At 73.9% G+C, this 12,561-nt stretch carries 14 protein-coding genes; 8 read left to right on the top strand and 6 right to left on the bottom strand.

What is annotated here, in order from left to right; all coding sequences use genetic code 11:
* Window positions 1-10: 10 nt before the first annotated feature.
* Window positions 11-736, top strand: a complete 726-nt coding sequence (locus ACZ6W9_RS26565) for a DUF4178 domain-containing protein (RefSeq protein ID WP_389956561.1) — start codon at window positions 11-13, stop codon at window positions 734-736.
* A 13-nt stretch (window positions 737-749) separates the two neighbouring features.
* Here ACZ6W9_RS26565 and ACZ6W9_RS26560 read toward each other — a convergent pair whose 3' ends face one another.
* Window positions 750-1,613, bottom strand: coding sequence for a hypothetical protein (locus ACZ6W9_RS26560; RefSeq protein ID WP_389956558.1), 864 nt, complete (start codon window positions 1,611-1,613; stop codon window positions 750-752).
* Window positions 1,614-1,871: 258 nt separating this feature from the next.
* Here ACZ6W9_RS26560 and dapE point away from each other — a divergent pair, with 258 nt between their 5' ends.
* From dapE to ACZ6W9_RS26545, 3 genes are all read left to right on the top strand, one after another.
* Window positions 1,872-2,933 (top strand): succinyl-diaminopimelate desuccinylase, encoded by a 1,062-nt coding sequence (dapE, locus tag ACZ6W9_RS26555; protein WP_470120196.1) that lies wholly within the window; start codon window positions 1,872-1,874, stop codon window positions 2,931-2,933.
* Between the two features lie 237 nt (window positions 2,934-3,170).
* Entirely contained in the window at window positions 3,171-3,965 is a 795-nt protein-coding gene (locus ACZ6W9_RS26550; protein WP_389956552.1) for an LOG family protein, read from the top strand.
* A 146-nt stretch (window positions 3,966-4,111) separates the two neighbouring features.
* The gene (locus ACZ6W9_RS26545; protein ID WP_389956550.1) at window positions 4,112-4,696 is read left to right on the top strand and encodes an LOG family protein; all 585 of its coding nucleotides are present in this window, start codon (window positions 4,112-4,114) and stop codon (window positions 4,694-4,696) included.
* 112 nt (window positions 4,697-4,808) lie between these two features.
* Here the strand turns inward: ACZ6W9_RS26545 and ACZ6W9_RS26540 are convergent, their stop codons facing one another.
* Complete coding sequence (locus ACZ6W9_RS26540) at window positions 4,809-5,222, bottom strand: hypothetical protein (protein WP_362939167.1); 414 nt, start codon at window positions 5,220-5,222, stop codon at window positions 4,809-4,811.
* Between the two features lie 42 nt (window positions 5,223-5,264).
* Between ACZ6W9_RS26540 and ACZ6W9_RS26535 the strand changes: the two genes are divergently transcribed.
* Together ACZ6W9_RS26535 and ACZ6W9_RS26530 are read left to right on the top strand one after the other, a co-directional pair.
* Window positions 5,265-6,035, top strand: a complete 771-nt coding sequence (locus ACZ6W9_RS26535; RefSeq protein WP_470120194.1) for a hypothetical protein — start codon at window positions 5,265-5,267, stop codon at window positions 6,033-6,035.
* Complete coding sequence (locus ACZ6W9_RS26530) at window positions 6,032-6,580, top strand: DNA-3-methyladenine glycosylase I (protein ID WP_470120192.1); 549 nt, start codon at window positions 6,032-6,034, stop codon at window positions 6,578-6,580. The genes ACZ6W9_RS26535 and ACZ6W9_RS26530 overlap by 4 nt, the downstream gene beginning before the upstream one ends.
* 71 nt (window positions 6,581-6,651) lie before the next feature.
* Here the strand turns inward: ACZ6W9_RS26530 and ACZ6W9_RS26525 are convergent, their stop codons facing one another.
* The 4 genes from ACZ6W9_RS26525 to ACZ6W9_RS26510 form a co-directional block, all read right to left on the bottom strand.
* Window positions 6,652-7,137 carry a PPOX class F420-dependent oxidoreductase gene (locus ACZ6W9_RS26525; protein ID WP_389956541.1) on the bottom strand — a complete coding sequence of 162 codons (486 nt, stop codon included), beginning with the start codon at window positions 7,135-7,137 and terminating at the stop codon, window positions 6,652-6,654.
* 59 nt (window positions 7,138-7,196) lie between these two features.
* Complete coding sequence (locus tag ACZ6W9_RS26520; RefSeq protein WP_389956538.1) at window positions 7,197-8,645, bottom strand: MFS transporter; 1,449 nt, start codon at window positions 8,643-8,645, stop codon at window positions 7,197-7,199.
* 89 nt (window positions 8,646-8,734) lie between these two features.
* A complete protein-coding gene (locus tag ACZ6W9_RS26515) occupies window positions 8,735-9,526 on the bottom strand; it encodes an enoyl-CoA hydratase-related protein (RefSeq protein WP_389956535.1) in 792 nt (263 codons plus the stop codon).
* Window positions 9,523-10,377 carry a PaaX family transcriptional regulator gene (locus ACZ6W9_RS26510; protein WP_389956533.1) on the bottom strand — a complete coding sequence of 285 codons (855 nt, stop codon included), beginning with the start codon at window positions 10,375-10,377 and terminating at the stop codon, window positions 9,523-9,525. Before ACZ6W9_RS26510 ends, ACZ6W9_RS26515 begins: the two co-directional genes overlap by 4 nt.
* A gap of 191 nt (window positions 10,378-10,568) precedes the next feature.
* Here ACZ6W9_RS26510 and ACZ6W9_RS26505 point away from each other — a divergent pair, with 191 nt between their 5' ends.
* Window positions 10,569-10,736, top strand: a complete 168-nt coding sequence (locus tag ACZ6W9_RS26505) for a DUF3117 domain-containing protein (protein WP_362939188.1) — start codon at window positions 10,569-10,571, stop codon at window positions 10,734-10,736.
* Window positions 10,737-10,923: 187 nt separating this feature from the next.
* Window positions 10,924-12,408 (top strand): leucyl aminopeptidase family protein, encoded by a 1,485-nt coding sequence (locus ACZ6W9_RS26500; RefSeq protein ID WP_389956530.1) that lies wholly within the window; start codon window positions 10,924-10,926, stop codon window positions 12,406-12,408.
* Window positions 12,409-12,561: the final 153 nt, after the last annotated feature.

Genomic DNA, 12,561 nt, shown 5'->3' with positions numbered 1-12,561 from the left:
ATCCGGCGGCATGACCTCTGGGGCCGCCGTGGCAGTCGGACTGGGCGTGGTCGCCCTCGTCCTGCTGGCCGGTGTGCTCCTGGTGGCCGCCCGGCGGGGCGGGCGGCGCTCCGCGCGCCGTTCCCCCGGACCCCCCGCGCGAGCCGTGCCCCCCGGGGCCGAGACCGGGACCGGGGCCGCGCCGCCGTCCCCCGGGGCCGCGCTACCGTTCACGCCGTCGCCGTCCGGGCCGGAGGCGGGCCACGCCGGCGTCGACTACCCGGACCCCCGCGCCATCAAGGTGGGCGACACCATCGAGTGCCAGGGCGCGCGGAGCCGCGTCATGGGCGCCCTGTACCTGTCGTGGCAGGGCGACCAGTGGGTCGAGTACCTCCTCGACGACGGCTCCCGCCGCGACCGGTGGCTGTCGATCGAGACGCGTCCCGGCTCCGACGGCGCGCTCCACCTAGAGGTTCTGCTGTGGACGCGGGTGCCCACCCAGGGCATGATCCCCGCGAAGACCACGCTGACCGTCGAGGGGGTCGAGTTCTTCCCGGTGGAGCGCGGCACGGCGGCCTTCCGCGGGGAGGGCGTCAGCATGCCCGAGCGGGGACTGCTCGACTTCGCCGAATACCGCGCCGCCGACGGCCGCCTGCTCAGCTTCGAACGGCTCCAGGGTCACCGCTGGAGGTCCTTCCACGCCCAGCCGCTGCCGCCCGGGTCGATCACCTTCCACCGGCGCGCCGACCTCACCTGACGGGCCCGGCCCGTCAGGAGATCTCGACCCGCCCCGCCGACGCCGCGGCGTCCGGACGCCAGCCGTCCTCGCCCTTCGCCGACGTCCAGGCCCGGCCGTCGTAGCGGATCCGGCGCAGCCCGAACTCCTGGGCGTGCGCCACCGACCAGGAGGCCACCAGCCAGCCACGCCTGCGCGAGTCGGTGTCGAGCGTGGCGCCCGGCCCCAGGGCGCGGGCCAGCCGCCGCCTGGCCCGCTCGTCCGCGGGCAGCGGTGTCGCGCTCGCCGCCGCCGTGGCGCGGGCGGCCGTGGGGCTCTTGCTCGGCTTCGGGGGGAACCAGCAGTGCACGGCCCCCGGCACCCGTCCGGTGAACGCCGCGGCCAGGATCTTCCCGTCGTCCTCGTGCTGGGCGTAGGCCGACCCGTCGGCCGAACGCTGCACCCGCTGGGCCGCCTCGTGGAGCGGCAGCCTGCGGTAGTTCTTGACCTTCACCAGCGCCGAGAAGAACTTCCCCGTGGCGTAGACGGGGTCCACGAGCTGCTCGGGCCTGCCCCAGCCCTGGGAGGGCCGCTGCTGGAACACCCCCACCGAGTCGCGGTCGCCGTAGGTGAGGTTGTAGAGCTTGGACTCCTGGATGCCGGTGGCGTAGGCGATGACCACGGCCCGCTCGGGCAGCTTCCTGCGGGCCGCCACCGCCGCGATGACCGCGGCGACCTGGGCCTGCTCGATGTCCAGGTCGCGGGTGCCCTGCGGGGTCTTGACCCGGCAGCCCTCGCCGGGCCCGGCGAGGGTGGGGACCCGGTGGAGCAGCTTGAAGACGCCCACGGTGATGGCCACCGCGAGCACGACCACGATCACGATGATCGCGATGACCCCTTTGGAGAAGCGCCGTCGCACCCTGAAGAACCTACCGGTCCGGCGAGGTGCGGAGATCCGTTCCCGGGCCGGTCCACCCGGTCGTGGCGGGCCCGCCGACCGGCCGGGCGCCCACGCGGAGCCCGCCGTGCCGGAGCCCGCCGTGCCGGGGTCCGTGGTACGGGGTCCGTGGTACGGGGTCCGTCGTACGGAGCCCTCCCCGCGGAACCGGCCGTGGCGGCCCGCCGTACGGTCACGTGCCCTCGGGAGGGCCGTGGCCGGGCCGGTAGGGTCGCGGGCATGAGTACGCGTCTGGATCTCACACAGGACGTCGGCGCGCTCACCGCGCGGATCGTGGACGTCGAGTCGGTCAGCGGCCACGAGAAGGCGCTGGCCGACGCGGTCGAGGAGGCGCTGCGGGCGCTGCCGCACCTGACGGTGCACCGCGACGGCGACGCGGTCGTCGCCCGCACCGGACTGGGCCGCGGCGAGCGGGTGGTGATCGCCGGGCACATCGACACCGTGCCGGTCGCCGGCAACCTGCCGAGCCGGGTCGAGGACGGCCTGCTGTACGGCTGCGGCACCTCCGACATGAAGTCCGGCGTGGCGGTCGCGCTGCGGCTGGCCGCCGCGCTGCCGGAGCCAGGCCGGGACGTCACGTACGTCTTCTACGACTGCGAGGAGATCGAGGCCGAGCGCAACGGCCTGCTCCGGCTCAGCCGCCGGTGTCCCGACTGGCTCGCCGGGGACTTCGCGGTGCTCATGGAGCCCACCGACGGCGTGGTCGAGGGCGGCTGCCAGGGCACGCTGCGGGCGCAGGTCGTCACCCGCGGCAAGCGCGCGCACAGCGCCCGGTCCTGGTTCGGGGTCAACGCCGTCCACGCGGCCGGGCCGGTCCTGGCGATCCTCGACGGCTACCGCGCCAGGCGGCCCGTCGTGGACGGGCTGGAGTACCACGAGGGCCTGAACGCGGTCGCGATCAACGGCGGCGTCGCCGGCAACGTGATCCCCGACGAGTGCGTGGTGACCGTCAACTACCGCTTCGCCCCGGACCTGTCGCTGGAGGCGGCCCGGGACCACGTGCTCGAGGTGTTCGACGGGTTCGAGGTCCGTTTCACCGACGGGGCACCCGGCGCGCGGCCCGGCCTGTCCCATCCGGTGGCCGCGGCCTTCCTGTCGGCCGTCGGCGGTGAGCCGCGGGCCAAACTCGGCTGGACCGACGTCTCGCTCTTCTCCGGTCTCGGTGTCCCGGCGGTGAACTACGGGCCCGGAGATCCCAATCTCGCGCACCAGCGGGGGGAGTATGTCACGCTGGAGAAGATCGTCGAGTGCGAGCGCAGAATGCTCGACTGGCTGGGCTGACGGCCGGCACGCCCGGCGGTCCGCGTGCCCGGTCGTCCGGGCCGACGGCCCGCCCGGCGAGCCGGACGGGCCGGGGCCCAAATGAAAGTGGCTTTCCTCGTCGGCCATTTGACGGGGAAAGCCACTTTCAGTCCCGAGCAGCACCCTCGGCGGTTAGACGCGCGTTCGGCGAAATCCGGTTCCGTGTTCGCCGGGAGATTTTTCAAGATTTTTGTTGAACGGGCTAGCGTGTTCGGCATGAAGAAGACACGCCCGGAACGCCGGCAGGGTCCCTCCCTGATGCGCGGCGCCCTCGTTTCCGACTCCACCCATGACCAGAGGCTCCTCGACCGCAGGGGGCCGGCGGACTGGCTGCACATGGACCCCTGGCGGGTGATGCGCATCCAGGCGGAGTTCGTGGAGGGCTTCGGCCAGCTCGCCGAGCTGCCCCAGGCGGTCACCGTCTTCGGGTCCGCGCGGACCAAGGAGGGCACGCCCGAGTACGAGATGGGCATCGAGCTCGGCCGCAAGCTCTCCGAGGCCGGCTACGCCGTGATCACCGGGGGCGGGCCCGGCTGCATGGAGGCGGCCAACCGGGGCGCCAGGGAGGCGGGCGGCGTCTCCGTGGGCCTGGGCATCGAGCTCCCCTTCGAACAGCAGATGAACGAGTACGTCGACCTCGGCATCGAGTTCCGCTACTTCTTCGTCCGCAAGACCATGTTCGTGAAGTACGCGTGCGGGTTCGTGACGCTCCCCGGCGGCTTCGGCACGCTGGACGAGCTGTTCGAGGCGCTGACCCTGGTGCAGACCCGCAAGGTGACCTCCTTCCCCGTGGTGCTCCTGGGCACCGAGTACTGGGGCGGCCTGCTCGACTGGATGAGGACCACCCTGGTGGGCTCCGGCAAGATCTCCCCGGCCGACGTCGACCTGATCCACGTCACCGACGACGTGGACGAGGCCGTACGGATCATCACCGACGCCGACCGGAACCGGTCGCGGCGGCTTCAGGAGGAGGAGCGGGCGGCCGCGGAGATGGTCGGCGACGCGCAGTGAAGCCGTCGCCCGGAGGAGCCCCCGCGCGGTGGGGGCCTCGCACGATGGGGGCCTCGCACGATGGGGGCCTCGCACGGTGGGGGCCGTCGCGCGGCGGAGCCGGAATCCGGTGGAAGCCGGTGGAAGGCGCGCCGTAGGGTCTCATCGTGTTCGTATGCGTGTTCCTGGCGTCGAGCCAGAAGATCGACCCTAAGTACCTGACGCTGGCGGAGGAGGTGGGGGCCGAGATCGCCCGGCGGGGGCACACGCTCGTCAGCGGCGGCGCCCGGGTCTCCTGCATGGGCGCGGTGGCCCGCGCCACCCGCGCGGGCGGCGGCCGCACCGTCGGGATCATCCCCCAGGCCCTGGTCGACATCGAGGTCGCCGACGAGGACTCCGACGAGATGATCGTCACCACCGACATGCGGGAGCGCAAGGGCGTCATGGACGCCCGGTCCGACGCGTTCCTGGTGCTGCCCGGCGGCATCGGGACGCTGGAGGAGCTGTTCGAGATCTGGACGGCCCGCACACTGGGCCTGCACGACAAGCCGCTCGTGATCCTCGACCCCTGGGGGCTCTACGCGCCGCTGCGGCAGCTCGTGGACGACCTGCACGAGGCGGGCTTCACCCGGCCGAACGTCTTCGACGCGATCTCCTGGACCACCACGGTCGAGGAGGCGTTCCAGCACCTGGAGAGGCGGACGCGGCACCTGGTGCCGAGCCCCGAGGAGATCGGCGAGTCCACGCCGTAGCCGCCCCGCGGTCGGGGACCCTTCGCCGCCGGCGAGGCGGGCACCCCGCCGTACGGCGCGGCGGCAGGGCGGCCGGGCCCGGAGGACGGGCCGTTGCGGGTCGTGGCGGGTCTCAGGCCAGGCCGCGGCGGGTCAGCGCGGGCGGGCGCCGTCCGGCGAGGGCGTCGGCCATCTCGGCGGCCTGCCGTACCGGGCCCGGGCGGGTCGTGCGCAGGACCCGCGCCCCGGCCCAGACGCAGACCGCGGTCACGGCCAGCTCCGCGGCCTCCCCGGCGCTCCCGGCGTCCCCGGCCCCGGGCTCCCCGGCGTCTCCACTCCCGGACGTCCCGGCGGTGGCCTCCTCGGCCCCGGCGGCCTGTCCGGTCCCGGCCATCCCGGTCGCTCCGGTGGTCCCGGCCAGGGCCGCGGGGGTCACGGACACGGTGTGCCCGGCACGGGTCAGCTCGGCGATCTCGGCGACGGAGCGGGCCTCGACCCAGCCGGGATCGCCCGGGTCTCCGGGACCGATCACAACAAGAGCTGCCATGACCCCAACCTTAGATCAGGGGAGTTGTGGCACGATTCGTATGTGCTGGTCGTACTCGCGCTCGCGCTCGCCGCCATCGCCATACTCGCCGGTGTCTGGGCGATCGCCACGGGACGGGGTGATGAGCTGGGGGAATTCATCCCGGACATCCCGCCGCTCGGCCTGCCCGAAGCCGGGCAGCTCGGTGCGGTGGATCTCATGGCGCTGCACCTGCCGGTGAGCCTCGTCGGCTACCACACCGAGAGTGTGGACGAGACGCTGAACCGGGTCGCCGCCGCGCTGAGCGAGCGCGACACCCGGATCGCGGTGCTGGAGCAGCGGGTGTCGGAGCTGCTGGCCGGTCGGCTCAAGGCCCGCCAGGAGGCCTACGCCAGGCCGCTGGGCGGCCCGCGCACCGAGCACGAGCCCGAGGCGCCGTGGGGCGCCACGGAGCTGCTGGAGGCCGGTCCGGAGACGCTCGCGGTCTCCAACGGCTCCCCGGACGCCTCCGCCGTGCCGTACGGCGACCGGATGGCCGCGAGCGGCGCCGGGCCCGTCCTCTCGGATCAGGACGAGTCCGATCTCCCGCCCCAGGACGGGTCCGCCTTCCCGGACCGGGATGAGCCCGGCCTTCCGGCTCGGGGTGGCCCGGAGGAGGCCGCCGCGGCCGGAGAGGACGGCGGGGGCGACGACGGCGGCGGCGGTGAGGACGGCGACGACGGCGGCGCGGCCCCGGAGCCCGGCGACGGCCCCGCACGCGGCGGCAGGGAGACGGACGGCAGAGAAGCGGGCGACCGGGAGACGGGCGACCGGAAGATGCGAGAGGCACGATGACCGAGCCGGTGCGCTGCGGCTGGGCCGGTTCGGCCCCCGAGTACATCGCCTACCACGACGACGAGTGGGGCCGCAGGGTCGAGGGCGACGACCGGGTGTTCGAGCGGCTGACCCTGGAGGCGTTCCAGTCCGGGCTGTCGTGGATCACGATCCTGCGCAAGCGGGAGAACTTCCGGGCCGCCTTCGCCGGGTTCTCCATCCCCGCCGTGGCGGGGTTCGGCCCGGCCGACGTGGAGCGCCTGATGGGCGACGCGGGCATCGTCCGCAACCGGGCCAAGATCGAGGCCGCGGTCGCCAACGCGCGGGTCGCGCTCGACGTGGGCCTGTCCGAGCTGGTCTGGCGGTACGCCGACCCCGGCTCCCCGGTCCCGAAGACCCTGGCCGACGTGCCCGCCCAGACGCCCGGTTCCAAGGCGCTCGCCAAGGAGCTCCGGGCGCGCGGGTTCCGCTTCGTCGGCCCCACCACCGCTTACGCCCTCATGCAGACCATCGGCCTGGTCAACGACCACCTGGCCGACTGCTGGGTCCGCGACGCCTGCCGCTGACCTCCGGTCCCGCCCGGTCACGCCGCCGGGCGCCGCCCCGGTGAGCCTTCCCGGACGGGATCCCGCGGGGATCAGTTCCGCGCGGGCGCGTCCAGGGCCGTTCCGTACAGGCGGGACACCCTGAGCCTGATCACCACGCGCCGGTCCTTCACCATCTGTTCGAGGAACGCGGTCTCGTCCGCCGGATCGCCGAAGCCGCCGGCCATCGCCAGCAGTTCCCGCCCGATCGCGTCACCGGGCTCCGTGCTCGCCTCCGACACCTCCGCCTCGCCCTCCGCGACGGCGTAGGACAAGACGTTCTCACCCTGGGCGTGCAGGGTCGCGCGCGGATCACGTCGCAGGTGCGTCACCTTGATGCGTCCCTCGGCCGAGGAGAAGCGGATGACCCGCTCCTCGGCGTCCCAGCCGAAGACCATCGATGCCAGGTGCGGGCGGCCGTCGCGTTTGACGGTCGCCAGCACGCCGAACCGCTGTCCGCCGAGGATCCGGGTCACCTCCTCCTCGGTGAGGGGGCGGGCGCCGGGGCCCTGGCCGGGGCCGTACTCGTTCTCGCTCATCGGGATCCGTTCTTTCCGTGATCGGGTGGTTCCAGGAGCCGGTCCGCCGGGCGCGGCGGTCAGACGGTGAGGGGGACCCCGCCGTCGTGCCCGGTCGCCTCGGCCCGCGTGCCCCCGGGCCGGTGCAGCACGGTCAGCGCCACCAGGACGGCCGCCACGAGCAGGCCGGCGGAGGTGGCGAAGGCCAGGTGGTAACCGCCGGTGAGCGCGGCGGCCCGGCTCTCGCCGTTCCCGAGCAGTTCCTCGGTGCGGGACGCGGCCAGCGTGGACAGGACCGCGACGCCGAGGGCCATGCCGATCTGCTGGGTGGTGTTGAAGAGGCCGGAGGCCAGGCCCGCGTCGTCCTCGCTCGCGCCGGACATGCCGAGCGTGGTCAGCGCCGGGAGGACCAGGCCGCCGCCCGCGATCAGCACCATCACCGGCAGCAGGTCGATCGTGTAGCGCGCGTCCACCGGGACGCGGGTCAGCCACAGCATGGCGGCCAGCAGCAGGAGCAGGCCGCCCAGCAGGACGGAGCGCGCGCCGAACCGGGCGCTGAGCCGCGCGGAGACGAAGAGCGAGACGGCGCCGATGGACACCGCGGCCGGGAGCATCGCCAGGCCGGTTTCGAGGGCGCCGTACCCGAGGACCTTCTGCATGTAGAGGGCGACGATGATCTGGAAGGCGAACATCGCCGACAGCGTGAGCATCTGGACGAGGTTGCCTCCCGCGACGTTGCGCGAGCGCAGGACGCGCAGCGGCATGAGCGGGGTCCGCGCGGTGGCCTGGCGGATGACGAACCCGGCGAGCAGGGCGAGCGAGACGGCGCCGAGGCCGAGCGTGCGGGCCGAGAGCCAGCCGTGCTCCTCGATCCCGACCACCGTGTAGATCCCGAGCATCAGGCCGGAGGTGACCAGCACGGCGCCCGCGACGTCCGCCCCGGCGGCGAGCCCGAGCCCGCGGTCGCGCGGCAGCGCCGGGATCGCCAGCGCGATGGTGAGCAGCCCGATCGGCAGGTTGATCAGGAAGATCCAGTGCCAGTCGAGCAGGTCGGTGAGCACCCCGCCCAGCACCTGCCCGAGCGAGGCGCCCGCCGCCCCGGTGAAGGCGAAGACCGCGATCGCCCTCCCGCGCTCCCGTTCCCCGGTGAACAGCGTCACCAGGATGCCGAGCACGACGGACGAGGCCATCGCGCTGCCGACGCCCTGGCCGAACCGCGCCGCGATCAGCATGCCCTGGCCGTCCGCGGTCCCCGCCAGCACGGAGGCCGCGGTGAACACCGCGTTCCCGGCCAGGAACATCGTCCTGCGGCCGATCAGGTCGCCCAGCCGCCCGGCCAGCAGGAGCAGCCCGCCGAACGCGACGAGGTAGGCGTTGACGATCCAGCTGAGGCCGGCGGGCGAGAAGTCCAGGTCCTTCTGGATGGCCGGCATCGCCACGGTGACGATGCTGCCGTCCAGGATCGTCATCAGTCCCGCGGCGGACAGCACGCCGAGGGCCAGGGATCTGGGAGGGGATGCGAACGACACGGTCGTCTCCTGTTCCGTGGGGCAACAGGAGAGACGCTAACAGATAGTTTTGTTGTGGACCATCCTTATTGGATTGGTTTTGTCCTCGACTAGTGACCCTCGAAGACGGGCCGCTCCTTCCTGAGGAAGGCGCGGGTGGCGTTGACGTGGTCGTCGGTCCTCGCGCACTCGTCCTGGAGGAGGGCCTCCTGGTCCAGGGCGTCCGGCAGGGAGGCGCCCGCGGCGAACACCAGGGCCCGCTTCGTGGCCCCGTACGCGCTCGTCGGGCCCTGTGCCAGCCGTACGGCCAGCTCCCGGGCGGCGGCGCCCAGCCCGTCAGCCGGGACGACCCTGGAGACGACCCCCAGCTCCAGCGCGCGGGCCGCGTCGAGCGGCTCGCCGAGCAGCAGGAGCTCGGCCGCGCGGGCCGGGCCGACCAGGCGTTGCAGGGTCCACGAGGCCCCGGAGTCGGGGGCCAGGCCGATGCCGGTGAAGGCCATGGCGAACTTCGCCTTCTCGGAGGCGATCCGCAGGTCGCAGGCGAAGGCCAGGGAGGCGCCCGCCCCGGCGGCGACGCCGTTCACCGCGGCGACGACCGGCTTGTTCATCTCGGTGATCGTCCGGACGATCGGGTTGTAGTGGGAGCGCACGGTGTCGTTCAGCCCCTGCCCCGCGTCCAGGGAGGCGGCGTGCTCGGCGAGGTCCTGGCCCGCGCAGAACGCCCGGCCCGCGCCCGTCAGCAGCACCGCCCGCACGACGGGGTCCTCCGCGGCCCGGGTCAGCGCGTCCAGCAGGGCGGCCTTGGCCCGCAGGGTCAGCGAGTTCATCGCCTCCGGCCGGTTGAGGGTGATGGCGGCGACGCCGTCGCCGACGGAGTAGAGGACGTCGTTCACGTCGTTCATGAAGCTGGCTCCTTGGCTTCCTTGGCTTCCTGAGGTTCGGCCGGAGGACGACCGGCGGCCTGCGGTTGCTCGGCGAGGGTGAGGTGGCGGTCGACGAACGCGGCGGCGGCGGGCAGGAGCCGGGCGGCCTCCCGCTCGAAGTAGGCCCGCGCCTTCTCCCCGGGCCAGCCGGACGGCAGCAGACCGGCGGGCAGCCCGGGATCGCGGAACAGGAAGTTGCGCCAGCCGTGCACGAGCCTGCTGCGGGTGGCGAACACCCGGTCGTCGGAGGCGTCCGCGGGCAGCCCGCCGACGAGGTCGACCGCCCGGGACAGCCACTCCTCGTAGGCCGCCCCGACGCCGTCCAGGTCCCAGGCGCGGGCGGCCAGCGCCGCGGGGTCGCCGTCCAGCACGGCCTCGAACCGGTCGGCCCGCGCGCCCTCGGCGGCGAGGACCCCGTCCAGTTCGGGGGAGGGGCGGGGCCCGATCCAGGTGCTCTCCGTCAGGGGGGCGTACCCGATGAAGGAGAGGTCGGCCCGGAGCCGCTCCCGCCGGGGCCGCTCGCGCACCGGTTCCACCACGAGGATGTGCCACCGGCCGTTCCAGGTGATCGTCTCAACTCGGTAAATTCTCGCGGCCGTCTCGTCGAGGCGGCGCACGCACTTGCCGGTGGCCTCGTAGCCGGGTCCCTGGGGCAGTCTGGCCGGGGCGAGCCAGCCCTGCCGGACCATCCGGGAGACGGCCGTGCGGACGGCGGGACCGGCGATGTCCAAGGGTGCGAGCAGCCGGACGAGGGCCGCCACGGACGCGCGGCCGCCCCGGGGCCGCAGGTGGTCCCCGTACAGATCGAACAGTGCGGCGCGGGCGTTCACGGGGACAAGTCTGGTCGCCGGACGGGGTCACGGACAACGGTGCCCATTGCCGGATGAGCCGAAGCGGAGGCTGATCGTTACCATTCCGAGCGCGGAGGCGGGATAATAGGACATCACAGAAGACGTGAATGCGTCGGCCACCCTCGGGTCTGACGGAAGATCCGGAGCCCGAAGCAGGAAGGGATACACGCATGGCGGCTATGAAGCCGAGGACCGGCGATGGTCCGCTGGAGGTCGTCAAGGAAGGCAGGGGGATCGTCATGCGTGTTCCCCTCGAAGGCGGCGGCCGGCTCGTCGTCGAGCTCTCGGCGGACGAGGCTGTCTCCCTCGGCGAGGAACTGAAGAAGATCGTCGGCTGATCCCGATCCGATACGGCGGTGCCGCCGGGTCTTCCTGAACGCTCCCCGCGGAGCATGACACCCGCCACGACCCGCGCGACCGCGACCGATGAATACATGACCACGGCCCTGGCCGCCGGGCCGCCCGAAGAGGCGGCTCGCGCCGGGGCCGCGGTGTTGTCCCGGCTGATCCGACTGGAGTGTTCTCATGCCCATCTCCCCGTGCTCACTCGTCTCCCGGCCCGCGGAGGGCCTCGGCCTGCCCGCCGCCGGACCGGCCGGCGCGCCCGCCGACGGGGGTGAGCGGGCCGCAGGGGACGCCGGGCTGCTGGCCGTGCCGTTCGGCCCGGACCTCGCCCTCCAGGAAGCCGCCGCCGGGGTCGCGCTGCCGGTGCCCGTGGCCGCGCTGCTGGCCCACCACCGGGCCAAGGGCGACGCCGGGGAGATCGTCGAGGTGCCCGTCGCCGACGGCGACTCCGTCGGCCGGGTGCTGCTGTACGGCGTCGGCGACGGCTCGGCCGACGCGCTGCGCAAGGCGGGCGCCGCCGTGGCCCGGCGCGGCAGGGGACGCGACGGGCTGCGGGCCGTACTGCCCGAGGGGCCGGTCGCGGCGTTCGTGGAGGGCGCGCTGCTGGCGACCTACACCTTCCGCATGGGCGAGCCGCAGAAGCCCGGCCCGGTGGGGCGGATCGAGTTCGTCGGCGAGGGGGCCGAGGCCGCCGTGGAACGGGGCGAGACGGTCGCCCGTGCGGTCGCGCTCGCCAGGGACCTCGCCAACACCCCGTCGTCGGTGAAGTCCCCCGCCTGGCTCGCCGAGCGCGCCCTGGAGCAGGGGGTCACCGCGAAGGTGTGGGACGCCGAGGCGTTGCGCGCCGAGGGCTTCGGCGGCATCCTCGCGGTCGGCCAGGGCTCGCCCAACCCGCCGCGCCTCATTCAGCTGTCGTACGAGCCGGAGGGAGCCACCGAGCACGTGGTGCTGGTCGGCAAGGGCATCACCTACGACAGCGGCGGCCTGTCGCTCAAGCCCACCGAGGGCATGAAGTTCATGAAGACCGACATGGCGGGCGGCGCCGTCGTCATCGCGGTGCTGGGCGCGCTGGCCGCCCTCGGCGCGCGGGTCCGCGTCACCGGGCTGATCGCCGCGGCCGAGAACTCCTTCTCCGGCTCGGCCCAGCGCCCCTCCGACGTGATCACCCAGTACGGCGGGCGGACCGTCGAGGTGCTCAACACCGACGCCGAGGGGCGCCTGGTGATGGCCGACGCGCTGGCCTACGCCGACGCCGAGCTCGACCCCGACGTCATGGTGGACATCGCCACGCTGACCGGGGCCATCGGCATCGCCCTCGGCAAGGGGCTGGGGGCCGTCTTCGCCTCCGACGACGCCCTGGCCGCCGGCCTGACCGCGGCGGGCGAGACCTCCGGCGAGCGGCTGTGGCGGATGCCGCTGATCGACGACTACGCGCCGGCCCTGGAGTCGTCCGTGGCCGACCTGACCAACGTCGAGGCCGGATCCACCTACGGCGCGGGCTCCATCACCGCGGCGCTGTTCCTGCGCGAGTTCACCGGCAAGCGCCCCTGGGCGCACCTGGACATCGCCGGCGTCGGGCGCAGCACCGCCGACGAGGGCCTCTTCGCCAAGGGCGCCACCGGGTACGGCGTGCGCCTGCTCCTGGAGTGGCTCACCGGCCGGTGAGCCGGGGCCCCCGTCCCGGGGGCCCCCCCGGGGGGGGGCCCCCGCCGGGGGGGCGCTCCGACCGGGCCCCCCCGGGGCCGGGGGCCCCGGGGCCGGGGGGAGTCGTCGAGCTTTAAGGGGGCCCCGCCGCCCGCGCCGAGGGGGGTCAACAGC

It is taken from the genome of Streptosporangium sp. NPDC053982, from assembly GCF_055585205.1.
This window is presented reverse-complemented; position numbering and strand designations above follow the sequence as displayed.